At 53.8% G+C, this 25919-nt stretch carries 20 protein-coding genes and 2 pseudogenes; 10 read left to right on the top strand and 12 right to left on the bottom strand.

Annotated elements, in window-relative coordinates; all coding sequences use genetic code 11:
- Nucleotides 1-64 precede the first annotated feature (64 nt).
- A pseudogene (locus ACIQ2T_RS01120) lies at nucleotides 65-822 on the top strand (cyclase family protein).
- Nucleotides 823-833: 11 nt separating this feature from the next.
- Here the strand turns inward: ACIQ2T_RS01120 and ACIQ2T_RS01125 are convergent.
- The 6 genes from ACIQ2T_RS01125 to ACIQ2T_RS01150 all read right to left on the bottom strand — a co-directional run bounded on the left by ACIQ2T_RS01125 (nucleotide 834) and on the right by ACIQ2T_RS01150 (nucleotide 8457).
- Nucleotides 834-2855, bottom strand: coding sequence for a biotin carboxylase N-terminal domain-containing protein (locus ACIQ2T_RS01125; RefSeq protein WP_397589208.1), 2022 nt, complete (start codon nucleotides 2853-2855; stop codon nucleotides 834-836).
- Nucleotides 2855-3205 (bottom strand): DUF1330 domain-containing protein, encoded by a 351-nt coding sequence (locus ACIQ2T_RS01130; protein ID WP_397589209.1) that lies wholly within the window; start codon nucleotides 3203-3205, stop codon nucleotides 2855-2857. The genes ACIQ2T_RS01125 and ACIQ2T_RS01130 overlap by 1 nt, the downstream gene beginning before the upstream one ends.
- The gene (gene bioB, locus ACIQ2T_RS01135) at nucleotides 3202-4209 is read right to left on the bottom strand and encodes a biotin synthase BioB (protein ID WP_300035817.1); all 1008 of its coding nucleotides are present in this window, start codon (nucleotides 4207-4209) and stop codon (nucleotides 3202-3204) included. The genes ACIQ2T_RS01130 and bioB overlap by 4 nt, the downstream gene beginning before the upstream one ends.
- The gene (gene scpA / locus ACIQ2T_RS01140; protein ID WP_397589210.1) at nucleotides 4206-6329 is read right to left on the bottom strand and encodes a methylmalonyl-CoA mutase; all 2124 of its coding nucleotides are present in this window, start codon (nucleotides 6327-6329) and stop codon (nucleotides 4206-4208) included. The genes bioB and scpA overlap by 4 nt, the downstream gene beginning before the upstream one ends.
- 151 nt (nucleotides 6330-6480) lie before the next feature.
- A complete protein-coding gene (gene mce / locus ACIQ2T_RS01145) occupies nucleotides 6481-6921 on the bottom strand; it encodes a methylmalonyl-CoA epimerase (protein WP_397589211.1) in 441 nt (146 codons plus the stop codon).
- A gap of 9 nt (nucleotides 6922-6930) precedes the next feature.
- Nucleotides 6931-8457 (bottom strand): acyl-CoA carboxylase subunit beta, encoded by a 1527-nt coding sequence (locus ACIQ2T_RS01150; RefSeq protein ID WP_397589212.1) that lies wholly within the window; start codon nucleotides 8455-8457, stop codon nucleotides 6931-6933.
- A 145-nt stretch (nucleotides 8458-8602) separates the two neighbouring features.
- Here ACIQ2T_RS01150 and ACIQ2T_RS01155 point away from each other — a divergent pair, with 145 nt between their 5' ends.
- Both ACIQ2T_RS01155 and ACIQ2T_RS01160 read left to right on the top strand, forming a co-directional pair.
- A complete protein-coding gene (locus tag ACIQ2T_RS01155) occupies nucleotides 8603-9544 on the top strand; it encodes a rhodanese-related sulfurtransferase (protein ID WP_397589213.1) in 942 nt (313 codons plus the stop codon).
- Nucleotides 9537-10166 carry a glutathione S-transferase gene (locus tag ACIQ2T_RS01160; RefSeq protein WP_397589214.1) on the top strand — a complete coding sequence of 210 codons (630 nt, stop codon included), beginning with the start codon at nucleotides 9537-9539 and terminating at the stop codon, nucleotides 10164-10166. The genes ACIQ2T_RS01155 and ACIQ2T_RS01160 overlap by 8 nt, the downstream gene beginning before the upstream one ends.
- Here the strand turns inward: ACIQ2T_RS01160 and gorA are convergent, their stop codons facing one another.
- Nucleotides 10167-11513 carry a glutathione-disulfide reductase gene (gorA, locus tag ACIQ2T_RS01165; RefSeq protein ID WP_397589215.1) on the bottom strand — a complete coding sequence of 449 codons (1347 nt, stop codon included), beginning with the start codon at nucleotides 11511-11513 and terminating at the stop codon, nucleotides 10167-10169. It abuts the gene before it with no gap.
- Nucleotides 11514-11609: 96 nt separating this feature from the next.
- A complete protein-coding gene (pgi, locus tag ACIQ2T_RS01170) occupies nucleotides 11610-13112 on the bottom strand; it encodes a glucose-6-phosphate isomerase (protein WP_397589216.1) in 1503 nt (500 codons plus the stop codon).
- A gap of 163 nt (nucleotides 13113-13275) precedes the next feature.
- Between pgi and lepB the strand changes: the two genes are divergently transcribed.
- The 3 genes from lepB to era are packed head-to-tail and all read left to right on the top strand — an operon-like array spanning nucleotide 13276 to nucleotide 15679.
- Complete coding sequence (gene lepB, locus ACIQ2T_RS01175) at nucleotides 13276-14124, top strand: signal peptidase I (protein WP_397589238.1); 849 nt, start codon at nucleotides 13276-13278, stop codon at nucleotides 14122-14124.
- Nucleotides 14121-14789 carry a ribonuclease III gene (rnc, locus tag ACIQ2T_RS01180; protein ID WP_397589217.1) on the top strand — a complete coding sequence of 223 codons (669 nt, stop codon included), beginning with the start codon at nucleotides 14121-14123 and terminating at the stop codon, nucleotides 14787-14789. Before lepB ends, rnc begins: the two co-directional genes overlap by 4 nt.
- Nucleotides 14786-15679 (top strand): GTPase Era, encoded by an 894-nt coding sequence (gene era, locus ACIQ2T_RS01185; protein WP_397589218.1) that lies wholly within the window; start codon nucleotides 14786-14788, stop codon nucleotides 15677-15679. The genes rnc and era overlap by 4 nt, the downstream gene beginning before the upstream one ends.
- Nucleotides 15680-15824: 145 nt before the next feature.
- Here the strand turns inward: era and topA are convergent, their stop codons facing one another.
- The 3 genes and pseudogenes from topA to plsY all read right to left on the bottom strand — a co-directional run bounded on the left by topA (nucleotide 15825) and on the right by plsY (nucleotide 20157).
- The gene (gene topA, locus ACIQ2T_RS01190) at nucleotides 15825-18383 is read right to left on the bottom strand and encodes a type I DNA topoisomerase (RefSeq protein ID WP_397589219.1); all 2559 of its coding nucleotides are present in this window, start codon (nucleotides 18381-18383) and stop codon (nucleotides 15825-15827) included.
- Nucleotides 18384-18474: 91 nt separating this feature from the next.
- A pseudogene (gene dprA / locus ACIQ2T_RS01195) lies at nucleotides 18475-19573 on the bottom strand (DNA-processing protein DprA).
- 5 nt (nucleotides 19574-19578) lie between these two features.
- Nucleotides 19579-20157, bottom strand: a complete 579-nt coding sequence (plsY, locus tag ACIQ2T_RS01200; protein ID WP_397589239.1) for a glycerol-3-phosphate 1-O-acyltransferase PlsY — start codon at nucleotides 20155-20157, stop codon at nucleotides 19579-19581.
- 121 nt (nucleotides 20158-20278) lie between these two features.
- On the opposite strand from plsY, the gene murI reads away from it, so the two are divergent.
- Both murI and hemA read left to right on the top strand, forming a co-directional pair.
- Nucleotides 20279-21082, top strand: coding sequence for a glutamate racemase (murI, locus tag ACIQ2T_RS01205; protein ID WP_397589220.1), 804 nt, complete (start codon nucleotides 20279-20281; stop codon nucleotides 21080-21082).
- Between the two features lie 80 nt (nucleotides 21083-21162).
- A complete protein-coding gene (gene hemA, locus ACIQ2T_RS01210) occupies nucleotides 21163-22434 on the top strand; it encodes a 5-aminolevulinate synthase (protein ID WP_397589221.1) in 1272 nt (423 codons plus the stop codon).
- On the opposite strand, the gene ACIQ2T_RS01215 is transcribed toward hemA, so the two are convergent.
- The gene (locus tag ACIQ2T_RS01215) at nucleotides 22422-23408 is read right to left on the bottom strand and encodes a threonine/serine dehydratase (RefSeq protein ID WP_397589222.1); all 987 of its coding nucleotides are present in this window, start codon (nucleotides 23406-23408) and stop codon (nucleotides 22422-22424) included. The genes hemA and ACIQ2T_RS01215 overlap by 13 nt on opposite strands.
- 54 nt (nucleotides 23409-23462) lie before the next feature.
- Here ACIQ2T_RS01215 and ACIQ2T_RS01220 point away from each other — a divergent pair, with 54 nt between their 5' ends.
- Nucleotides 23463-24671, top strand: a complete 1209-nt coding sequence (locus ACIQ2T_RS01220; RefSeq protein WP_397589223.1) for a saccharopine dehydrogenase family protein — start codon at nucleotides 23463-23465, stop codon at nucleotides 24669-24671.
- Nucleotides 24671-25825: a carboxynorspermidine decarboxylase gene (locus tag ACIQ2T_RS01225; RefSeq protein ID WP_397589224.1), complete on the top strand. Its 1155-nt coding sequence runs from the start codon at nucleotides 24671-24673 to the stop codon at nucleotides 25823-25825. Before ACIQ2T_RS01220 ends, ACIQ2T_RS01225 begins: the two co-directional genes overlap by 1 nt.
- Nucleotides 25826-25919 lie beyond the last annotated feature (94 nt).

Raw genomic sequence — 25919 nt, forward strand, 5'->3', positions numbered from 1 at the left:
CGTTCAAGCGGCTTGTTGCGCTTATCCACAAGCGGCATTAGCCTATGTCGGGAGGAGACCCTTCATGCCGCAATTTATAGACCTCTCAATCCCTATTACCAACGACGTGGTGTCCGATCCGCCCGTGATGCGGCCGCAAATCACTTACATGACCCATGAAAACACGTGGGAGCAAATCGCGATGTTCTTCCCAGGGCTGACCAAAGAGGACCTTCCAGATGGCGAAGGCTTGGCGGTGGAGAGCCTAACCCTGTCCACGCACAATGGGACGCACATGGATGCGCCGTGGCATTTTCATTCAACCACTAACAGGGAGGCGACCCCTGCCCCGTCGATTGACGAAGCACCGCTAGATCTATTTTTCGCGCCTGCTGTGAAGTTGGATTTTTCTAAAATGCCCGCTGGCCACGTCATAGGCGCGGCGGAGGTTGAGGCAGAGTTAAAGCGGATCAGCTACACCCTTCAACCGCGTGATATCGTATTGGTACAGTCCGGCGCTTTATACGGGACTGATTATTTCACGGACCAAGGCGTCGGCATGGGCGCTGAAGCGACATTGTACCTCACGGAACGCGGGGTTCAGGTTGTAGGCGCAGACGCATGGAGTTGGGATGCACCCTTTAGTCACACCGCAAAGCGTTGGGCCGAAAAGCGCGATCCATCGATCATCTGGGAAGGACATAAGGCCAGCCTTATTACCAGATTGAGAAACTGACAAATTTGGAGGCCCTGCCACCATTTGGATTTACGCTCTCATGCTTTCCCGTAAAAATTGAGCGCGCAAGTGCCGGATGGATAAGGGCGGTTGCCATTTTGGGTTAGGAAGTTCCGCCTTACTCCATCTCCAGAATTACTGCGTCTACCGCCAGGCTATCTCCGGCCTTAGCATTCACCAGCTTCACCGTTCCCGTTTTCTCGGCACGCAAAATGTTTTCCATTTTCATTGCTTCGACCACGGCGAGCGGTTGGCCGGCTTCGACAATGTCCCCTTCGCCGACATGCAACGTCGTAAGCAAGCCTGGCATCGGGCAAATGAGGAACTTGGACAAATCCGGAGGGATCTTTTCGATCATGTGGGCAGCGAGATGCGCAATATGACCTGGCAACACGCGGGCGACATGCTTTGCGCCGCGGGTGCTCAGATTAAAACCATTGCGGGTTTTGGTAATTTTGACAGCGAGTTCATCGCCGTCAACTTCCGCTTCAATGATCCGGTCGCCGGGGTCATATTCCATCGAAAGTTCAAACAACGCGCCGTCAACGTGCATTTCGCCATCAATCATTTCGATATCATGCACGGCATCGGCAATCTTAACTTGCCAACGTGATGGCGGCGGCAAAGTGTCGCCCAATTGCCCATCAACATAACGCGCGCGATCTGCTTCTGCTGTGGCCACAAACCCAGCAATAGCGGCCAATGACTTAACCAGTTCAGCCGAGGATGCCGCACCTTGGAAGCCATCGGGATATTCTTCCGCAATGAAACCGGTGGTGAGTTCCCCCGATCGGAAGCGCGGATGCTGCATAATGGCGCTAACGAAATCAATATTGTGGCCCAGCCCTTCAATCTCGAAACGATCAAGCGCTGCTATTTGCAGGTCGGCGGCTTCGTCACGGGTTTGTCCCCAGGTGATGAGCTTGGCAATCATGGGGTCGTAGAACATGCTAACTTCGCCGCCGTCATAGACACCGTCGTCTACACGGATGCCATCAAAGCCGCGGCGGCCATTCTCGGCTCCATCGTCTGTCCAACCTTCAACGGGTGGCCTATACCGGGTGAGCCTGCCCGTGCTTGGTAAAAACCCGCGATAGGGGTCTTCCGCATAAACACGATTTTCGATGGCCCATCCGTCGATTTTGATGTCTTCCTGCGTCATCGCAAGCTTCTCACCAGCAGCGACGCGGATCATTTGTTCCACAAGATCGATGCCAGTGATGCATTCTGTCACAGGATGCTCAACCTGCAAACGCGTGTTCATTTCGAGAAAGTAGAAGCTTTCACCGCTTGGGTCTGCACCTGAGACGATCAACTCAACCGTGCCGGCGGAATAATAGCCCACAGCGCGTGACAGCGCCACGCATTGCTCACCCATCGCTTTACGCATCTTGGGCGTGACGAAAGGCGAAGGCGCCTCCTCCACAACCTTTTGATGCCGGCGCTGAATGGAACATTCGCGCTCGTTTAAATACAAGATGTTGCCGTGTTGATCACCCAAAATCTGGATTTCAATATGGCGCGGGTTGAGGATGAACTTCTCTATAAACACGCGGTCGTCACCGAATGAATTCAGCCCTTCCCGTTTAGTGGCCTCAAAACCTTCGCGCACATCTTGCTCATTATATGCAAGCCGCATTCCCTTGCCGCCGCCGCCGGCGGAAGCTTTCATCATGACGGGATAGCCGATCTCAGCAGAAATCCTAACCGCATGTTCGGTGTCGTCAATCTCGCCGACAAAGCCGGGAACAACGTTAACGCCTGCTTTTAAGGCCAGTTTCTTGGACTCGATCTTATCACCCATCGCGGCAATGGCGTTTATAGGTGGTCCGATGAAAGCGATATTTTCCTTGGCAAGTGCCTCGGCAAAGCTGGTGCGTTCCGACAGGAAGCCATAGCCAGGATGGACAGCCTCAGCGCCGGTCTGTTTGCACGCAGCGATGATCTTATCAGCAATCAGATAGGACTGTGCAGCAGGTGACGGCCCAATATGCACTGCCTCGTCGGCCATTTGCACAAACGGTGCGCGCGCATCCGCATCGGAATAGACCGCGACCGTCGCAATACCCATGCGGCGCGCAGTCTTGATAATGCGGCAAGCAATTTCACCACGGTTTGCGATTAGGATTTTTTTGAACATTAAGGAATGATCCCTTCGACAATCATAATTCTAGATTTTGCTGCCTTATGCCGTATTTCGGCAACCGAGCGATATTCATCGGAATTCAAAAATGATTGGGTCGCTGTCAAATTTGCGAACTCTAGCACCACCACCCTGCCGCTTGGGGCATCGCCCTCAGCAAGATGTATCTCTCCACCTCTGACGATGTATCGACCGCCATACTGCGCTGCGATAGGCGCCGCCGCTGACTTATAGCCTTCATATGTGCCAGCATCGACAACTTCAATTTCGGCCATCACATACGCTTTGGGAAGTTGCTGCGTATCGGCGCTCGAAATCTCCGGCAACAATGCGGAAGCAATACTCACTCTGCCGGCTCCAACGCCTTGCACGCCCTAAGAGGCTCCTCGGCCTCCATTGGCACCAGCCCCAGTTTCGCCAGCATCGCCGCGTCCTTATCGTCGCCAGCATTGGCTGCAGTCAGCAGCTTGTCACCCGTGAAGATGCTGTTCGCGCCTGCCATGAAGCACAAGGCTTGTGTTGCTTCGGACATGCTTTCGCGCCCAGCACTTAACCGCACCATGCTCATTGGCATCGTAATACGTGCCACGGCAATTGTGCGGACGAATTCAATATCGTCGATTTTCGCCAACGGCGTATCGGCAAGCATGTCGCCCAGCACAGTGCCCTTCACGGGCACCAAAGCGTTAACCGGCACGCTTTCGGGATGGTGCGGCAGGGTCGCCAGCGTGTGAATAAAGCCCACCCGGTCAGCGCGGGTTTCGCCCATGCCGACAATCCCGCCGCTGCAAACGTTTATGCCCGCACGGCGGACCTCGGCCAACGTGTCGAGTCTGTCTTCCATCGTCCGCGTGGTAATGATCTCGTTATAGCGCTCTGGCGAGGTGTCGATGTTATGGTTGTAATAATCCAAGCCTGCATCCGCCAACATATCGGCTTGGCTCGGCGTGAGCATCCCCAAAGTCATGCAGGTTTCCATGCCCATGGCACGCACGCCCTGAACAATCTGAACAATCGCTGGCATATCGCGGTCTTTCGGGTTCCGCCACGCAGCGCCCATGCAGAAACGGCGTGAGCCAGCATCTGCCGCCTCAGCAGCCTTTTGCAACACCGCTTGAACATCCATCAACTTGGTCGCTTCGACGCCGCTATCGGCCTTTACGGATTGGCTGCAATAGCCGCAATCTTCAGGGCAGCCGCCGGTTTTGATAGACAGCAATGTGCAAAGCTGGATTTGTCCCGCCGCATGGTTTGCACGGTGAACGGTTGCGGCCTGGTAAACCAATTCGTCGAAAGATAGGTCAAATAACGCGGCTATTTCTGGACGGGTCCAGTCGGTACGAACGGTCACGCGATATCTCCCAAAGGCGGCATATTATGACCCAATAGCGTCAAAACATCAGCTGCGCATTCAACCACATTGCTTCCGGGGCCATAAATACCCTGAACGCCCGCTTCGCGCAGAAAATCATAATCTTGCGGCGGGATTACGCCGCCAGCTATCACCTTGATATCACCCCTTCCTGCTTCGCGCAGGCCCTTGACGAGTTCGGGGATCAATGTCTTGTGCCCAGCGGCAAGGCTGGATGCGCCAACAGCATCAACGTCATGTTGCAGGGCAAGCACAACGGTTTCTTCGGGGGTTTGGAACAAGGGACCGCTTATAACGTCAAAACCCATGTCCGAGAAAGCCGAGGCGATAACGTTGGCCCCACGGTCGTGGCCATCCTGCCCCATTTTTGCGACAAGCAATTTCGGCTTACGGCCCAAGCGGCGTTCAACCGAAGCAACGCCATCAATGACTTGCGCCCAGCGTTTATCAAACTCATGGGCACTTCCGTAGATGCCCTGAACGGGCACTGGGGTGGTCGCATAGCGCCCAAACACGAGTTCCATCGCGTCGGAAATTTCACCAAGCGTGGCGCGTGCGCGGGCCGCATCGACAGCAAGCGCCAAGAGGTTTGCGCCACCTTTTGCGCCTTCGGTCAGTGCTTTCAGCGTCGCCTGACACGCGGCCTCATTACGCGCGGCGCGGGTCGCGGCAAGGCGCACAATCTGCCCCTGACGAACGAAATCATTATCGACTTCCAGCGTGTCGAGTTGCTCTTCGGTTGCCAGCTTATATTTATTGACGCCAACGATGACATCCTCGCCCTTGTCCACCCGCGCCTGACGCGCAGCAGCCGCTTCTTCAATGAGGCGCTTGGGCATGCCGGAGGCGACAGCTTTGGTCATGCCGCCCAGTTCATCTACCTCGCCGATAATCTTCCACGCCTGATCCACAAGCTCGGCAGTTAGGGCTTCGACATAATAGCTTCCGCCCAAAGGATCGACGACCTTTGTAATGCCGGTTTCTTCGGTCAGCACAATTTGCGTGTTGCGTGCAATACGCGCCGAGAACTCCGTTGGAAGGGCTATAGCCTCATCCAAGGCATTGGTGTGCAATGACTGCGTCCCGCCCAAGGTAGCCGCCAGCGCCTCGATTGTTGTGCGGATCACGTTGTTATAGGGATCTTGCTCCTGCAACGACACCCCCGAAGTCTGGCAATGCGTGCGCAGCATTTTGGATCGCTCGTCTTGTGCGCCAAGCTCATCCATCACACGGTGCCACAATGTTCGCGCGGCACGCAGTTTCGACACTTCCATGAAGAAATTCATGCCGATGCCAAAGAAGAACGACAGCCGTCCCGCAAAGGCATCAATATCAAGCCCTGAGGCCATGGCGCGCTGCACATATTCCTTGCCGTCAGCGATGGTGAACGCAAGCTCCTGCACTGCTGTCGCGCCAGCCTCATGCATATGATAGCCCGAGATCGAGATGCTGTTGAACTTGGGCATATGCGCGCTGGTGTAGGCGATGATGTCCGACACAATACGCATCGAATGCTCAGGCGGATAAATATAGGTATTGCGGACCATGAACTCTTTAAGGATATCGTTCTGGATCGTACCGTCGAGTTGCTCTTGAGCAACGCCCTGCTCTTCACCGGCAACAATGAAGAAAGCGAGAATCGGAATGACCGCGCCGTTCATCGTCATCGAGACCGACATTTGGTCGAGCGGAATGCCGTCGAAGAGGATTTTCATATCCTCCACCGAGTCAATCGCGACGCCGGCCTTGCCAACATCGCCAACAACGCGGGGATGGTCACTGTCATAGCCACGGTGCGTTGCAAGATCGAACGCTACCGACAGACCCTTTTGCCCAGCGGCGAGATTACGGCGATAGAAAGCGTTCGATTCCTCAGCCGTCGAAAAACCCGCATATTGCCGGATCGTCCATGGCCGGCCAGCATACATGGATGCGCGCACGCCGCGTGTGAACGGCGCAAAGCCTGGAAGACCAGGGTCCGCTGAATCCTCAGCCGTGTATAGCGGTTTTACGGCAATGCCCTCTGGCGTGTGCCACGTCAGGTCCTTGCCCTTGACCTCTTTTTCAGCCGCTTTTTTCCACTGGTCGATATTGGTCATAAAAACTTCCATTCATTATTCCGTCACCCTGAACTCGGTTCAGGGTCCATTTTACCACCCACCTCATCGGTCCGAGTGGCATCATGGATGCTGAAACATCAGTGACCACAGGTGAAACACGTTCAGCAGGACGATGGGGGTTAATGCGCGGTCAGTGCGCTTTAACACCCACCTCCATAATCTCGGTCAAAACACCTTGCATATCCTTGGGATGCACAAAGAATATGAGCGTCCCATGCGCGCCAATTCGTGGTTCGCCTAGCACCCGCTTGCCCATCTTTTCAAACTCCGCCTTTGCGGCGTGAATATCAGGCACCTCGTAACACATATGATGCTGCCCACCTGCTGGGTTCTTTTCAAGAAATGCCGCGATGGAGGCATTCCCCGGCAAAGGCTCGATAAGCTCTATCTGTGTTCCATTCATCGCGCCATCCGCGCTGGGTGTATCAACAAAACACACCTTAACGCCTTGGTCAGGCAAGTCGAACGGTTCATGGATTTTCACCGCGCCCATCACGTCGCGGTAAAAGACGATGCTGTCAGCTATGGAAGGCGTTGCAACGCCGATATGGTTGAGACGACCGAGTTTCATACTACATCCTCACAACGGAATATTATCATGCTTCTTCCAAGGGTTTTCCAAATCCTTGTTTCGCAATTTCCGTAAACCCAGCGCAATCCGCTTGCGCGTTGAGTGCGGGGAGATCACCTCGTCGATGAAACCCTTGCTCGCCGCGACAAATGGGTTGGCAAAGCGGTCTTCATATTCCTTGGTCTTCTCAGCGATTTCTTCGGGTCCAAGTCCACGGAAGATAATTTCAACCGCACCCTTTGCGCCCATCACTGCGATTTCAGCAGTTGGCCATGCGTAGTTGAGGTCACCGCGCAGATGCTTTGACGCCATGACGTCATAAGCGCCGCCATAGGCCTTACGGGTAATGACGGTGATTTTAGGCACAGTCGCTTCGGCATAAGCAAACAGCAGTTTGGCGCCATGTTTGATGATGCCACCATATTCCTGCGCGGTGCCTGGCAAAAATCCGGGAACGTCGACGAAGCTTATGATCGGAATTTCGAACGCGTCGCAGAAGCGCACAAAACGTGCGGCTTTCTTTGAGCTGTTGATATCAAGTACACCCGCCAACACCATCGGCTGATTGGCCACGATACCAACTGTGCGGCCTTCAATACGGCCAAAGCCAATGATAATATTTGCCGCGTGTGTTGGCTGCACCTCGAAGAAATCGGCCTCATCGACCGTTTTGCGGATCAGCTCGTGCATATCATAAGGCTGGTTGGCGCTTGGCGGGATAAGCGTATCAAGGCTGGGCTCAATGCGGTCCCACACGTCTTCCGTTGGGCGCTCTGGCACACCAGCACGGTTATTCTCGGGCAAATAATCAAAGAAGTCGCGAACCGAAAGAAGCGCCTCAATGTCATTTTCGAACGCATTGTCGGCAACGCCCGACTTCGTCGTGTGCGATATTGCGCCGCCAAGTTCCTCCTGCGTCACCACTTCGTTGGTCACCGTTTTGACCACATCAGGGCCAGTGACAAACATATAGGAGCTGTCCTTCACCATGAAGATGAAGTCGGTTATTGCCGGGCTATACACCGCGCCACCAGCGCAAGGACCCATGATCAGGCTGATTTGCGGGACAACACCGCTCGCCAAGACGTTGCGTTGGAACACTTCGGCATAGCCGCCCAGCGAGGCAACGCCCTCTTGAATACGCGCACCGCCGCTGTCGTTCAGTCCGATGACTGGGGCGCCGACCTTCATGGCATTATCAAGGACTTTGCAGATTTTCATTGCATGCGCTTCGGATAGCGAACCACCAAATACAGTAAAATCCTGACTGTAAACATAAACCAAACGGCCATTGATCGTGCCGCTACCGGTGACAACGCCGTCGCCAGGTATCTTTTGATCGGCCATGCCGAAATCCGCGCAATTATGCGTGACATACGCGTCAAGCTCTTCGAAGCTGCCTTCATCGAGCAGGATATCAAGCCGTTCCCGAGCGGTCAGGCGTCCCTTGGCGTGCTGCGCATCGATACGCTTTTGCCCACCACCCAATTTCGACGCCGCGCGACGTGCTTCCAGTTCAGCAATATTGGCCGACATGGCATTCCCCATAAGCAATTAAGTTGCACAAAGCTTTGGCATCCTGCCGTATAAATTGCAAATTAATCGTGCGATTAAAAATCGCCAAGCAAAGCCCGAGATTGAAAGCTGCAATAATTCAAAAAGCACGTTATAGGGCCACATCATGGAATTCTTGCATCCCATTAAAGTCGCGGCTTTGTATCGTTTTGTCGCGTTTGAAGCGCCGGAAGAATTGCAGCCACGCATTCACGAAAAATGCATCGTGGGGGGCATCACGGGCACGATATTGCTCGCGCGGGAGGGTATTAACGGGACAGTCGCAGGCGACCCCGATGCTATCGATGCCCTTATTGCATTTTTGCGGTCAATTCCCGGCTGTGCCGAACTTGATGTAAAATATTCGCACGCCAAGGAAATACCCTTCTACCGCATGAAGGTCCGTCTCAAGAGAGAAATCGTAACGCTGGGCGTCGACGGTATTGATCCCAAACGCGAGGTGGGTACTTATGTGCAAGCTGAGGATTGGAACGCCTTAATTTCTGATCCAGATACCGTGTTGATCGATACGCGTAACGATTATGAAGTTGCGATTGGGACGTTTGAAGGCGCAATTGACCCGCGCACCAAATCATTTAGTGAATTCCCCGAATGGTTTCGCGCCCATCGCGAAGAGCTTGCAACAGGCAAAACAAAGTTTGCGATGTTCTGCACAGGAGGCATCCGGTGCGAAAAATCGACAGCCTTCCTTAAGGCTGAGGGCATAGATGAAGTCTATCATTTAGAAGGCGGCATACTGCGCTACCTCGAAAATATTCCCGAGGCGGAGAGTAAATGGCAAGGCGAGTGCTTCGTATTCGACGAGCGTGTCTCCGTCACGCATGGGCTAGAGCTCGGCGAAATGGAGCTATGCCACGCATGTCGCCGGCCAATATCGCAAAACGACAAGCTATCAGGACATTTTGAGGAGGGCGTGTCGTGCACGGCGTGCTTTGCCGAACGTACTGAAGAGGACCGCGCACGCTTTGCGGAACGGCAAAGACAAATTGCTCTGGCCAAGAAGCGCGGCAAGCAACATATCGGCGTCAACCCGCGAGCGGATGACTGACCTTCCAATCCTCTACACCTTCCGCCGGTGTCCTTACGCCATGCGCGCCCGCATGGCTGTCGATGTCAGCGGCGTAACAGTCGAGCTGCGCGAGATCGTGTTACGCGACAAGCCAAACGAAATGCTGGAGGCTTCACCAAAGGGAACCGTTCCCGTGCTCGTACTTCCCGACGGCCAAGTAGTTGAAGAAAGCATCGACATCATGCGCTGGGCGCTCGTACAGAGCGATCCTGAGTGCTGGCTAGGTCATGAGGCATCAGACTTGATTACGGTCAATGACGGCCCTTTTAAGCAAGCTCTCGACCGGTATAAATATCCGCACCGTTTCGGGCTTGCCGATGGCATCGTGCATCGCGATGCAGCAGGTGCGCATCTGGAGATGCTTGAAAATAGGTTGTTAGCCGCGCCTTACTTAGCAGGGTCAAAATGTGGATTTACCGACATCGCCATATTTCCGTTCGTCCGTCAATTCGCTGCTACCGACGCAGGCTGGTTTTTGGCACAGCCCCTACCCGCTGTGCAAAACTGGCTTTCTTCGCTTGTGAGCAGCGACCTGTTCACTCACATCATGACGCGCTATCAACCATGGAAAGCGGGCGATGCGCCCATCTGCTTCCCCTGACTATTTCATCAGCACCAATTCTTCAGACATGCTTGGGTGCAATGCCACCGTGTCGTCGAAATCCTGCTTGGTCAGTTTTGCCTTAACCGCAATCGCAGCGGCTTGAAGAATTTCGCCGCTGTCAGGGCCAATGAGGTGAAGTCCAACCACGCGCTCGTCGGGGCCAGCTACCACCATTTTGTACAATGCCCGTTCGTTCCGGTCGGCGAGAACATTTTTCATCGCCCGAAAATCGCTTTTATACACCTTGACGTCATCGTACCGCGCGCGCGCCTCTGCCTCAGTCAGGCCAACGCTAGCAATGGGCGGGTTGCTGAACACGGCGGTGGGAATGCACTCATAATTCACCGTACGCGGGTTGTTTCCAAATACACTATCGGCAAAGGCGTGGCCTTCTCGAATGGCAATTGGCGTTAGCTGCACCCGGTTGGTAACGTCGCCAACGGCATAAATGCTCGGCACATTGCTCCGGTTGTCGTCACCGACCATCACGGCGCCGTCCTTACCCAGATCAACGCCAATGTCCGCAAGCCCAAGGCCGATGGTGTGTGGTGTTCGCCCGATGGCCCATAACAACAGATCGGTCTCAATCGTGCTTCCATCGGTGCTTTCAATCAACAAGCTGCCGTTGTCCTGCTTGATGATGGATTTGAAACGAAAGTTGAAACGGATATCTATACCCTTATGCCGACTAATCTGCACAAGCCTGTCGACAATTTCATCATCATAGCTGCGCAACACGCGGTCACCATGCGTTACAAGATTAACTTTGACGCCCAGTTCATTGAAAATACCTGCAAATTCATTCGCAATATACCCGCCGCCAGCAATCACTGCGCGCTTGGGTAATTCCGGTAGGCTAAATACTTCGTTCGAGGTGATACCATGGCCGGCGCCAGGAATATCCGGTACAGAAGGCCACGCACCGGTCGCAATCAGAATGTTAGCTGCCGAAATTGTGCGCCCGCTGGAGAGCTGAACGCTGTTTGCACCCGTCAAAACAGCTCGCTTGTGGAATACCTCAACCTTGTTGCTACCCAGCGTCTGGCCATAAAGCCCTTCTAATCGGTTTACCTCAGCAGCCACATTGTCACGCAATATGTTCCAATCGAATGTCGCGCCTTGTGTGGTCCAGCCAAAACGCTGCGCGTCCTTCAAATCTTCAGCAAAGTGGGAACCATATACCAACAGCTTTTTGGGTACGCAGCCTCGGATTACGCAAGTGCCTCCAACGCGATGCTCTTCGGCCACAGCAACACGCGCGCCGTGCGATGCGGCGATCCGAGAAGCGCGGACGCCGCCGGAGCCCGCGCCAATGACGAAAAGGTCATAATCAAACTGAGCCATATATATTTCTTTCTTAGGTGTCCGCGATATGGTCACTCATGCATGCTTTTACCAACGAGAATTCTCGCGCTGTCTTATCGAACAAATGCGCGTTGCTTAGATCTCCCCAAGCGCCGCCTCTATTAGCGCTGTAGTGGATGGATCAAAGCCGCTTGGTCCGTTGTCCGTGATGCTTTTGGCAATTTGCTTACCGAGTTCAACGCCGAATTGGTCAAAGGGGTTTATTCCCAACAAAGCTGCGTTGACGAACGTACGATGCTCGTAAAAGGCAATCAATGCGCCGACTGTTGACGGTGTGACATCATCTAATAAGATCGTTGTTGAAGGTCGATTGCCAACATAATTGCGCGCCAAATCATCGGATTGCTGCCCTGCCATTAATGCCGCGCCTTGGGCAAAGCAGTTGACCAACAAAGTCTCATGATGGGCGGTATCAAAATCATGCCCCGGCGTTTTGCTGGCGATGAATTCAACGGGGATAAGGTGCGTTCCCTGATGCAGGAGTTGGAACACGGCGTGTTGCGCGTCGGTGCCCACGCCACCCCAAGTGACTGGCGCGCTGTTCCGGCCCAGCGGAACGCCATCGGCGGTAACTGATTTACCGTTCGATTCCATTTCAAGCTGCTGCAGATAGTCGGGCAACAAGCGCAAGCGCTCATCATAAGCAAACACTGCCCGCGTCTGGCACGACTTAGTCTGGGCATAATAAAGATCAGAAAATGCAGCCATTGTTGGCGCGTTTACCAATATAGGGGCATCGCGGAAATGCCGATCCATCGCGTCCGCGCCCTCTAGCAATTCGGCATACACCGACCAGCCAAGGCCAAGTGCAACTGGAAAGCCGATCGAGCACCATAAGGAATACCGTCCGCCAACGGCTTCGTTAAAAGGCAATATGCGGCTTTCGTCGATGCCCCACTGTATGGCTTTATCTGGATAAGCGGTAAGCGCCACGAACTGCGCATATGGGTCCGCAACACCACCCTCACGCATCCACTCCATGGCGCTTGTGGCATTGAGCAAAGTTTCGGTCGTAGTGAAGGTTTTGGATGCAACAGCAACAATGGTCTTATGCGGATCCATGTTTTTCACCGCTTCGGTGAGCGCTGCACCATCAACATTTGACACAACCTTGACATCATACCGCGCGCCGTCGCGCCCAAGCGCATCGACGAGTAACTTTGGACCAAGCGCTGATCCGCCAATGCCGATATGCAATATGTGCTGAATATCTCCCATGAAGCCAGCATCAATTGCCTCTACTAACCCGCGCATTCTGTCCTGAAGGGCACGTGCATGCGCAACAGAATTCGCATCACCATTACCGCGTTCTGCAGGATGCTCGGCTGCGCGGCCTTCTGTAACGTTGATGGCGGAACCAGAGAACAAAGCTGCTTTTAAGCCGTCAAGCTCCATGTCCGCCGCAAGCTTTTTAAATTGACCAAGCACGATGCTGTCGACATGCGTCTTCGACAAATCGAACCGTAAGCCTGACAACTGGATAGTCATTTTCTCGACGCGATCCTTGTCCGACTTGAAGAGATCGATAAGCGCTTGTGGCTGATGCTTTTCCAGTTGTGTCCAGGGGGTATCAGTCATTTTTTGTCCCTTAAATTATGGCATCGCGGCCGACAGTGAATCTCGGCACTGGCAAATAACGCGCCTACGCTGTAAAAGACCAGTCAATCTGTCGCTAGCCGACCTTTTTTTGCGAGAATTTGTGACTTCAACCACCGAAAAGCCGGACGATGTAGCTGCGGCAGTGTCCGAAACAAAGGCTGCGCCAACACAAGCGTCTGAATGGCGCGAATATGGAAGCTTCCTTTTAAAGCTCGCTTTGTTCGTGTTCGTGTTGCGCAGTTTCATCGTTTCGCCATTCAACATTCCGTCTGAATCGATGCAACCACGCTTATTGATTGGGGATTATCTGCTGGTAGCAAAATGGCCTTATGGCTATTCAAAATATAGCCTGCCGCTATCGTTACCAATCATTCCAGGCCGTATTTTTGCCAGCCAACCAACGCGTGGTGATGTCGTTGTTTTCAAAGCGCCTATGTCGAACGGCACCGACTATATTAAGCGCGTCATTGGTCTTCCCGGTGACGTCATTCAAATGCGCGACGGCATATTGGAAATCAATGGAGTCGCGGTAAAAAAGGAGCGCATCGCCGACCTTGTTATCCCTGTTACCCAAAATATGCGGGACACAGCTGAGCTTGACCGTAATCCTTTCCCTTGCTGGCGGCCCGATATGGAGGAACCCAGCGCCGACGGTGGTTCACAATGTCGTTATCCACGATATCGCGAGACATTGCCCGAGGGCAAAAGCTATGAAATATTGGACCTACAAAACGGGCTTGAGGGCGACAATACCCAGGCCTTTGTTGTCGGTGAGGATGATCTATTCCTGATGGGTGACAATCGCGACCGGAGTGCAGACAGTCGGTGGACGCCCATAGACAAGCCCGGCGCCATTGGCATTGTACCGCAGAAAAACTTAGTCGGCCGCGCGCTTGTATCTGTTTTCTCGACCAACGGGTCGTCGCATTGGTTGCTGCCGTGGACTTGGTTCACTGCAATGCGCCCTGAACGCATTGGACGTGGATTTTGATTGGCAGTGATCAGGAGATCTGGCTTGCGGAATTGCTTCCTGAGCAGCCATCGGATTGGGCTCTGTATAGCCGCGCATTAACCCACGGAAGCACCGGGCAACCGGATTATCAGCGCCTCGAATTTTTGGGCGATCGAATATTGGGCCTCGTCATAGCTGACATGCTGTATCACCGCTTCAGCGACGAAGCAGAAGGACGCTTGTCGCATCGTTTAAACGCCCTAGTATCCGGCGCGACATGCGCCGAAATTGCTCGAAAAATTGGCCTTGCGGCTTATTTGCGGCTTGGAAAGCAGGCCCGTGACGATGGTGCGCAACAAAGCGACAATGTGTTGGGTGACGTCATGGAGGCAATTATTGGTGCGCTATATATTGACCATGGCCTAAATGCTGCGCGCAAGCTTATAGAACAACTCTGGGCGCCACTTCTTGAAACCGCAAATGGCGCTCCCAAGCACCCCAAATCCGAATTGCAGGAATGGTGCGCCGCCCATGGGCGCAAGGTTCCAGAATATTTTGTCACAAAAAAAGAAGGCCCTCCCCACGCTATGATATTTGAAATCACCGTTACCGTGAAGGGTTTTACCCCCGTCACTGCGAGCGCGAACAGCAAACAGGCCGCCGAAACCGCTGCAGCACTTGCCTTTTTGGAAGCCAACGCATGACCAAGAAATGCGGAAATGTCGCCATTATAGGCGCACCGAATGCAGGCAAGTCGACTTTGGTCAACGCTCTGGTTGGGCAGAAGGTCGCTATTGTCAGTCCAAAGGCACAAACCACGCGCACGCGCATGTTGGGCGTGGCGCTGGCTGGCGAAACGCAGATCATTTTAGTCGATACACCGGGAATTTTTGCGGCACAGCGTAGGTTTGATCGCGCCATGGTCGCGGCGGCATGGGATGGCGCGGGCGACGCCGACATGATTGCGTTGATCGTCGATGGCCGCGCTGGCGCCGGACCAAAGGTCGAAAAAATCCTAGATGGCCTAAAGGATCGGCCTGAACGCAAATGGCTGGTTTTGAACAAGGTAGACATTGCAGCTAAGGATAAGCTGCTCGCGCTAACAACAAAATTGACCGACAAATGCGCGTTTGAGCAGATCTATTATATCAGCGCGGCAACCGGTGACGGCCTTGAAGAATTCAAAACCGCGCTTGCCGACAATATGCCTGAGGGGGAATGGCATTTCCCTGAGGATCAGGTGTCCGATGCGACCGACCGCCTAATCGCCTCAGAAATCACGCGCGAACAGCTCTATTTGCAGCTGCACGAAGAGTTGCCTTATGCAAGCGCGGTTGAGACCGAAAAGTACAGCGAGCGCGAGGATGGCTCACTCGAAATTCACCAGCAAATACTTGTTGCCCGCCCGACCCAGCGCGCCATTGTGCTAGGCAAAGGCGGCACGCGCATCAAAGCGATTGGCGAAGCCGCCCGCCTTGAATTGGCGAAACTCATGGACGTGAAGGTGCATCTCTATTTGCATGTAAAAGTGCATGCCAAATGGGACGAAGACCGCAGCCTATATCGCGATATTGGGCTTGAGTGGGTGGAGTGACAGAAGCACTGACGTGCCAATAGGCAAGCTGAACGCGCTTCAGTATCTTACTTCCAGCTCCAAAAAAGGCTGTGGCCCGTCACGCTTCTCGGTAAACCGATCGGCGTAACAGGCCGCAGCCTTAGCTGGTTCGACTATGTACGCTTCAGGCCTTCGCTTTCGCTTTTGCCGCAGGCTTGGCTTTCGCAGCGGCCTTCTTTGGTGCAGCCTTCTTTTTAGGTGCGGCCTTTTTCTTGACCTTGCCTTTGGGCGGCATCGCGGCGCGGGCGTCAATCAACTGTGCGGCTTCCTCAAGCGTCAATTCATCAGGCGAAATCGACTTGGGCAATGTCGCATTGGTGGTGCCATCGGTCACATAAGGACCAAAGCGGCCCTCCATGAGCTTGATTTCAGCTTCAGTGCGCGGATGCTTGCCTAATTCTTTCAACGGTGCGCGTGCGGCACCACGCCCACGGCCTGGGTTAGCCAAAGCTTCGGCCAACTTCACAACCGCGCTGTTCATTCCTGTTTCGAACACCTCGGTGGTTGACTGCAAACGGGCATATTTACCATTATGTGCAAGGTAAGGCCCATAACGACCAATGCTTGCCATCACTGGTTCACCGCTTTCTGGGTGTGTCCCGATGGTGCGGGGCAATGACAGCAGCTTCACAGCCCATTCTAACCCAATATCTTCTGCCGGGATATCTTTCGGTATTGAGGCTCGCTTTACATCAGTGCCCTCGCCCGTTTCAAAATAAGGGCCAAAGCGCCCAGATTTCCGTGTCACTTCCAATTGGGTTTCAGGATGCTGACCTAGAATCTCGGGGCCGGTATCTTCACCATTTTCGCTGCCGGGCTGCGCGAATTTGCGGGTATATTTGCAGTCCGGGTAATTGGAGCACGCAACAAACGCTCCAAATTTTCCGCCGCGCAAGGCAAGCCTGCCCTCCCCACATTTGGGGCAAAGTCTGGGATCAGTACCGTCTTCGCGTTCGGGAAAGAGATATGGTGATAGGAATATATCAAGTTCGGCTGTTACCTCAGACGGTTTCTGCTCCATGACCTCAGCCGTCTTCGGCTTAAAATCACGCCAAAAAGCCTCAAGAAATGACTGCCAATTGGCACGGCCACCACTAATTTCATCCAACTGATCCTCAAGGCCAGCGGTGTAATCATACGCGACATAACGTTCAAAAAACCGTTCAAGAAATGCTGTAAGCAATCGCCCAGATTCCTCTGCAAAAAAACGATTTTTCTCCACACGCACATATGTGCGGTCTTTTAGAACCTGAATAGTTGACGCGTATGTCGATGGGCGGCCGATCCCCAACTCTTCAAGACGCTTCACCAACGTCGCTTCGGAGAAACGCGGTGGCGGCTGCGTAAAGTGCTGGATCTTTTCCGCAGCATGCTTCGCAGGCGCATCGCCAACGGCCATGGCTGGCAAGATGGCGCTGTCTTCGGTATCACTATCGTCGCGGCCCTCTTCATACACGGCAAGGAAACCAGGGAATTTCATGACCTGCCCGGTTGCGCGCAATCCTGTTTGTCCGGTGCCGTCAAGAAAATCGATTGTGGTGCGTTCCATGCGCGCCGAGGCCATTTGGCTCGCCATTGCACGCTTGAAAATGAGATCATACAGGCGACCATGATCCCCTGAACCTGCTTTGTCCTTGTTAAAATCCGTTGGACGAATTGCCTCATGCGCTTCCTGCGCATTCTTTGCCTTCGTTTGATAAACGCGGGGTTTTTCCGGTAAATATCCACTGTCAAAGCGGTCGGAGATGGATTTACGCGCGGCGGAAATGGCGCTGTGGTCCATCTGGACTCCATCGGTCCGCATGTAGGTAATCGCGCCGTCTTCATATAGGCCCTGCGCGATACGCATGGTATGGCTTGCGGAAAAACCAAGCTTACGAGCGGCTTCTTGCTGCAAAGTGGACGTCGTGAAGGGCGGCTGTGGATTGCGGGTGACAGGTTTGGTCTCAACGGTCTCGACGGTAAAGTTGCCGGCTTCCACTGCAAGGCGGGCTTGCTCTGCATCCCCCTCAGTTTTCAAATCCATCTTGTCGAGCTTATTGCCAAGATACTGGATTAAACGGGCATCAAATTTTTGGCCCTTATGCTCCATGCCAGCTTTGACGGACCAATATTCCTGCGCACGGAACGCCTCAATTTCGCGTTCGCGTTCAACGATTAGGCGCAACGCGACCGACTGCACACGCCCGGCAGATTTTGCGCCGGGCAATTTGCGCCACAAGACAGGCGAAAGAGTAAAACCAACCAGATAATCGAGTGCGCGGCGGGCGCGATAGGCATCGATGAGGTCGACATCCAGCGCGCGTGGGTGCTTCATCGCATCGGTCACGGCCTGTTTGGTGATGGCATTGAAAGTTACGCGGCCGACCTTTGCCGGCAGCACTTTTTTCTTCGCGAGCACTTCCTGCACATGCCAGCTGATTGCCTCACCTTCGCGATCGGGGTCGGTCGCAAGGATTAAACTATCTGCCTTCTTGGCCTCGTCCGTGATTGCCTTGAGCTGCTTGGCCTTGTCGGCATAGTTATCCCATAGCATTTCAAAGCCATTGTCGGGGTCGACCGATCCATCCTTGGGCGGCAGGTCACGGATATGGCCGTAAGAGGCCAGCACCTTGAAGCCGGGGCCCAAATATTTCTCGATCGTCTTGGCTTTTGCAGGTGATTCAACAATGACTAATTGCATGATATTTTGTGCTTTTCTAAAATTTCTCGCGTACGCGTGCAGGCTGGAGGGGTAATGCGCCCCCCGTCAAGATGAAAAATGCGATGTTATTTCATGCTGTAAAACGAACCTTGCCGCCTGCCCCGCGCTCCAATTTTCCGGCCAACTCAAATTCCAGTAACACCATCTGGACAGTTGCTGGACTGCTTCCGGATTGCCGAACCAATTCATCAACCGAAACATAGGTCATGCCTATCAGGTCGATAACGGCGCTGCGTTCGGCGTTGCTGCCGTCGTCGGATATCTTTGGAGCTAGATTGGAGTGGGATGCAGACTGCCCAAGCATGCGATTGTCGATCGGATGGATCATCTCTGCAATCTCAGATGCATTTTGCACCAGAATTGCGCCCTCACGGATAAGTTGGTTGCAGCCGCGCGATCGCGGATCAAGTGGCGATCCTGGAACAGCCATGACCTCACGACCAGCCTCCGCTGCAAGCCGCGCGGTAATGAGCGATCCCGACTTTGGCGCAGCCTCAATCACCACGGTTCCAGCAGATACCCCAGCGATAATACGGTTGCGATAGGGGAAGTGCCGCGCTCTCGGTTCCGTGCCTGGGGGCTGCTCTGCGATAAGAAGCCCGCGCTCGGCAATCCTGTCCTGCAATGCCCGGTTTTCCGGAGGGTAAACCACGTCTACCCCGCCAGCTATGACGGCCACCGTTCCGCTGTCAATGGGACCCCACATGGGCCGCGGTATCAATGCCGCGTGCTAGGCCAGATACAACAGACAGCTCCATTTGGCCAAGTTCAAAGGCCAATTGCCGCGCAAACTGACACGCGCCTGCCGACGCATTACGTGCGCCCACAAGTGCAACTGCCGGACGCGCTAACAAAGCCAAGTCTCCCTTCACGCACATTACCGGCGGCGCATTGTCGAGGTGCGATAGCAGGAGTGGATAGTCAGCATCACACGCGAACACATGTCGCGCACCGAAAGCACACGTAATTTGAAACTCCCTTGCAACAGCGGCCTCATTGGCCAGCACCATCTGCTTGCCACCGCCGCGCCGCACAAGGTCAGGTAACGCCTCAAGAGCAGCTCTTGCACTGCCGAAGCGCGACATGAGCTGGCGATAACTAACAGGCCCAATATTGGGTGACCTTATCAAGCAGAGCTGATCAAACTGGATCTGACTACCAAAAGTCACCGCAGTCAGCTTTTGCTTTTACCGATGCGGGGTTCTGTGCCAGCCATTAGGCGCTCAATATTACCCCGGTGCTTCCAAAAGATGATGAGCGTGCATACGGAAAGCATTGGCACCAAATCATAATATCCAAGGATTGCGGCGGCAATGGGTGCCGAGAGGGCAGCTGTTAGGCTCGCGCCAGAGGATAAACGTGAGATTATTAGAATGCCTAACCACATAAACGCGTAAATGACCCCGCCCTGCCAGAACAGGCCAAACAAGATGCCGCCATAAGTTGCAGAACCTTTGCCACCCTTAAACCTAAGCCACACGGGGAACAGATGACCGAAAAACGCACCTACAGCTGCCAGTATCTCTCCACCAGGGAGATAATGGGTGGCTAACCACACCGCACAAAATCCTTTGAGCACATCAAGGATCAATGTGAGTGCAGCCATACCCTTGCGTCCTGTACGCAGGACGTTGGTGGCGCCGATGTTCCCTGAGCCGATTGTTCGGATGTCGCCACCACCGGACAAGCGCGTCAGGAGCAAACCGAACGGGATGGCGCCAAGCGCATAGCCAAGCACAAGACCGGCACCCATGTTGAACCAAAGATCACTCACCAGACGAATCCTCTAAATATCTCTATTGCGTAAACGTTTTGTTCCACGCGCTCAAGGCTGTCGGCTTGCAAGCACGGCCGCTACCGCTTATCGATGCGGCATGTCGTTTATCCCAAGCAGCGCGCCGCTTTTGTTTTTTGATTCCGGCATTGGCGGGCTTTCGGTCCTGAAAGCCGTCCAAGACGCCTTGCCCAACGCTCCAATTGTTTTTGCAGCCGATTATGCAGGGCTGCCTTATGGAACCAAAACCGAGGCAGAGATTTCGGCGCCGGTCCCTGCTTTGATCGGCCGCTTGGTTGAACGTTACCGGCCACGTTTAGTTACGATTGCCTGCAACACCGCGTGCACAATCGCACTGGCCCATGTGCGGGCGGCATTAGACGTGCCGGTGGTGGGTACTGTTCCGGCCATTAAACCAGCGGCCGAAGCAACGCAAAGCGGTGTTATTGGGCTATTGGGCACCGATGCGACAGTCCGCCAAACTTACGTCGACAAACTCCATAAAGACCATGCACCTAACATGAAGTTGCTGCGTCACGCTGCGCCTGAACTTGTAAGTGCAGCCGAGGCAAAAATGCGAGGTGAACCAGTTGATCCCGCAGTTTATGTAAGGGCCATGGCTGGGCTGATGGACCAACCAGATGGGGCACGACTTGATGTCGTTGTGCTTGGTTGCACGCATTTCCCTCTGATAGAAGATGAGTTACGCGCTGCCGCACCACATGTGAAATTCGTTGACGGCGCAGCGGGTATCGCGCGGCGTATTCGCCATTTGACAAAGGACCACACTTGGCCGGTTGATCCCGAGGAAGGAACTTTCGTAACAACTGGTCCAGTTGCTGCGCTAAACACGTTGCTTCCGGCATTGTCTGGCTTTGGTTTGACACAAATCTCATCACTCTGAACGCAACTATTTCAATAACGAAACTGGAATGACGCTTGTTGCAAGTCGTTCGCGCTAGATTTTTGCATTTTCCGCGATTAATGGGCAATTGCAAACCGCGCGCGCGGTCCAAACCATCGGGGTCATTATCCGTGAATTACAACGCAATTTTTGAAAAAGCGATTGACCGGCTTCATGCCGAAGGTCGCTATCGCGTTTTCATCGACATTCTGCGTAACAAGGGTAATTACCCTAACGCGCGCTGCTTTGCCGGACATAACGGACCTAAAGACATTACTGTGTGGTGCTCGAACGATTATCTTTGCATGGGGCAACATCCGGACGTCATTAGCGCGATGGAAAACGCGCTCCACGACGTTGGTGCTGGATCTGGCGGCACACGTAACATCGGCGGCAACACCCACTATCACGTCGAACTGGAACATGAGCTGGCCGATTTGCATGGCAAGGATGGGGCTTTGTTGTTCACATCTGGCTATGTTTCGAACGACGCGACCTTATCCACGCTCGCCAAGGTTCTGCCGGGTTGCATAATATACTCAGATGAACTGAATCATGCATCAATGATTGCCGGCATCCGAAATGCAGGCTGTGAAAAGCGCGTATGGCGGCATAATGACCTCGCCCATCTTGAAGAATTGCTGGCGGCCGACGATCCAGATGTGCCAAAGCTGGTTGCGTTCGAAAGCGTCTATTCGATGGACGGAGATGTCGCACCTATCGGAGCGGTTTGCGACCTTGCAGACAAATATAATGCGCTGACCTATTGTGACGAAGTGCACGCCGTTGGCATGTATGGCGCGCGTGGCGGTGGCATTTCCGAACGGGATGCCGTCGCTGACCGCGTAACAATTATCGAAGGCACATTGGGCAAGGCTTTTGGCGTCATGGGCGGCTATATCGCAGCTGACCAGAATATCATCGATGTTATCCGCTCTTATGCGCCTGGCTTTATCTTCACGACGTCATTGTCGCCGGTGTTGGTCGCCGGTGTGTTGGCCGCAGTGCGCCATTTAAAGTCTTCAAGCGAAGAACGTGACGCGCAGCAGGCAAACGCAGCGATGCTCAAAAAACTGTTTTTTGATGCCGGCTTACCCGTGATGATGAGCAACACCCACATCGTTCCGTTGATGGTTGGCGATCCGGTGAAAGCGAAGAAAATCAGTGATATTTTGCTCGCTGAATATGGCGTTTATGTGCAGCCAATTAACTACCCCACAGTGCCGCGCGGCACCGAGCGGTTGCGCTTCACACCTGGACCTCAGCATAACGAGGTGATGATGCGTGATTTGACTTCGGCGTTGCTCGAAATTTGGGGCCGGATGGAAATCCCTGTCGCTCAGGCAGCTTGAGAAAGCAGCTTTATAAACAGTTCCAGGTCAACATTTCCGCCTGACAGCGTCACCGCGGTATTGCCTTTTGGATGAATTTTACCTGCAAGCACAGCAGCAAGCGCCACTGCCCCGCCGGGTTCAACGACAAGATGCAGTTTTTCAAACACCACGCGCATCGCTGTGACGACTTCGCCTGTTGTAACGGACACTCCGTTGGACACGCGTCGGCGCAGTATCTCAAAATTAATAGGATAAGTTTGCGGCGTTTGCAGTGCGTCGCAATAGGTTGGGTGCTTAAGGTCTTTTACGGGTAGGATTTCGCCTGCCTCAAGCGACCTTATGATGTCGTCCCAGCCTTCGGGTTCAACGATCGCAATGTCTGCGCCTGGACAGGCCAACGCTAGACCGGAGGCCAGACCACCCCCGCCGCAGCATGAGACAATCATATCGGGACCGCCCAAACCAAGCGCTGCAAGCTGCTCTGCTATTTCAATGCCAGCAGTGCCCTGCCCTTCGATTACCCATGGATCACCAAAGGCATGCACCAATGTCGCGCCACTTTGGGCGATCAAACCGGCGGCAACCTCTTCACGCGATTCGGTTGCACGGTCGTACAGCACAACCTGAGCCCCCAAGGCTTTGGTAGCTTCCAGTTTCATACGCGGCGCATTGGAGGGCATGACGATTGTGGCAGCTATACCGAGCTTCTTTGCCGCCCACGCCACGCCTTGGGCGTGGTTTCCACTGGACACGCCAACAACGCCGCGTGCGCGTTCTTCTTCATTTAGGTCGGACAGTCGATGCCAAGCGCCGCGTATCTTAAACGCGCCGACGGGTTGTAGCATTTCGGCCTTGCACCAAAGCGTCACGCCATCCACCTCAAGCGGCAATAAAGGTGTTTTGGGCAGAATATCGGCAATTTTGGTCATAGCCCGCTGCACACCTTCGTGCGTTGGCGTCTTGATGGTCGCAGCCAATTCTTGTCCTGTCATAAAAGGCCCCTATATGCGTGCGCTGAACGAATCTCTGATAAGAGGAAACTGCAGATGAGCAAGATATTGGTAATTGGCGCAGGCGGCGTCGGGTCGGTTGCAGTCCACAAGATGGCTATGAACCCGGATATCTTCAGCCAAATCAGCCTTGCAAGCCGCACCAAATCGAAATGCGACGCGATCGCAGCGTCAGTCAAGGACCGCACTGGCGTTGATATCGACACCTATGGCCTTGATGCCGATGATGTCCCCGCGACAACTGCGCTGCTGAACCAAATCAAGCCAAGTTTGGTCGTCAACCTTGCTTTGCCTTACCAAGACCTCAACATCATGGATGCGTGTTTGGCTGCTGGCGTTCATTACATGGACACGGCAAATTACGAACCACTTGATGTCGCCAAGTTCGAATATCATTGGCAGTGGGCTTATCAGGATCGCTATAAGAATGCTGGCCTTACGGCATTGTTGGGCTCAGGTTTTGACCCCGGCGTGACCAGCGTTTTTACAACCTACCTGAAAAAACATCACTTCGACCGCATCGACACGCTTGATATTCTCGACTGCAATGGCGGGGACCATGGTCAGGCCTTTGCCACAAACTTCAATCCCGAAATTAACATCCGCGAAGTTACTGCCGTGGCGCGTCACTGGGAAAATGGCGCATGGGTGGAAACACCAGCGATGTCAGTGAAGCAAAGCTTCGATTTTGAAGCCGTCGGCCCGAAGAACATGTATCTGATGTATCATGAGGAAATCGAAAGCCTCAAGACCCATCTGCCAGAAATCAAGCGCATTCGGTTCTGGATGACCTTTGGTGACGCCTATATCACCCACCTGAACGTACTTCAGGCGGTCGGCATGACTCGGATTGACCCTGTTATGTATGAAGGCAAAGAAATCGTCCCGCTTCAGTTTCTGAAGGCTGTATTACCTGAACCCGCTTCGCTTGGTCCAACAACCAAGGGCAAAACCAACATTGGCTGTATAGCCTCTGGCGTTGGCAAGGACGGCAAGGAAAAGACGCTCTACATATACAATATCTGCGACCATGAAGATGCGTATGCCGAAACCGGAAACCAAGCTGTCAGCTACACAACGGGCGTACCAGCGATGATTGGCGCGGCGATATTGGTAACTGGAAAATGGTCCGGCGCTGGCGTGTGGAACATCGAACAGTTCGACCCCGATCCCTTCATGGACATGCTCAATTTGCATGGTCTGCCTTGGCAAGTGAAGGAACTTGATGGGCCGCTGCAGTTCTAATGGAAACCAAAGCAGGCGATCCGGGGGCTTTTGCCCACTTTGACCTTCACCGCGTGCCGTCGCCCGCCTTTGTGGTGGATGAGGCAGCGTTGCGGCGCAACCTATCCATATTGGCCGATGTAAAACAACGGTCTGGTGCCAAGATACTGTGTGCGATGAAGGCATTTTCTATGTGGAAAGTGGCGCCTATCATTGGCGAATATCTGGATGGCGTATGCAGTTCTGGCCTCTGGGAATCGCGTCTCGCGCGAGATTATTACAAGGGCGAAATCGCGACCTATTGCGCTGGATATAAAGAATCTGAAATGGCCGAGATCGTCGAAATCTCGGATCATGTCATTTTTAACAGTCCGCATCAGCATCGGCGCTTTGTGTCGTTCCTGAATGATAGCGTGGATGTTGGCCTTCGTATTAACCCCGAACATGCGGAAGGCGAAGTACCTAAATACGACCCTTGCTCACCGGGTTCGCGGCTTGGTTTTCCTATCAGTCAGTTAAAGGCCGAACATATTGAAGGCGTTTCAGGCCTTCATTTCCACAGCTTGTGCGAACAAGACTTTGAACCGCTCAAACGCACATGGGAGGCCCTAAAGCCACATATAGCCCCTTATTTCGGGAAACTACGTTGGCTGAACTTTGGTGGCGGCCACCATATCACACGCGCCGATTATCAGCGCGACGAACTTGTAGCATTCATCCAAGATGTGCGCGCAGAAACGGGTTTGGATGTCTATCTTGAACCTGGTGAAGCGATTGCCCTTGATGCAGGCATCTTGATCGGCGAACTGCTTGATGTTTTTGAAAATGGGATCCAAGTCGGCATCACTGATATTAGTGCCACCTGCCATATGCCTGACGTGATCGAGGCACCCTATCGCCCGGCAATGCTCGCTGAGCGCTCGGAAGGCACTCCAGTGCGTCTGGGAGGGCCATCCTGCCTAGCTGGTGACATTATAGGAGATTATGTCCTTCCCGTTCCTGCCGAGCCTGGAGCGCGCTTCGCATTTCTGGATCAAGCGCATTATTCCATGGTAAAGACGAACACCTTTAACGGGGTGCCTTTGCCGTCACTGTGGCTCTGGAATAGCGAGACAGGCACGCTCGAATGCGTCCGTACATTCGAGTGGACCGAGTTTAGGGACCGCTTGAGCTAAAACCCGAACGAATCACTTTACAACCCACCAGTTTTTGATAATGCGCACGTCCGCTGCCCCAGGGGGACTTCCAATAACCGCAAGGCAGCCTTGT

It is taken from the genome of Sphingorhabdus sp. (assembly GCF_044357595.1).
GTDB lineage: Bacteria > Pseudomonadota > Alphaproteobacteria > Sphingomonadales > Sphingomonadaceae > Sphingorhabdus_B.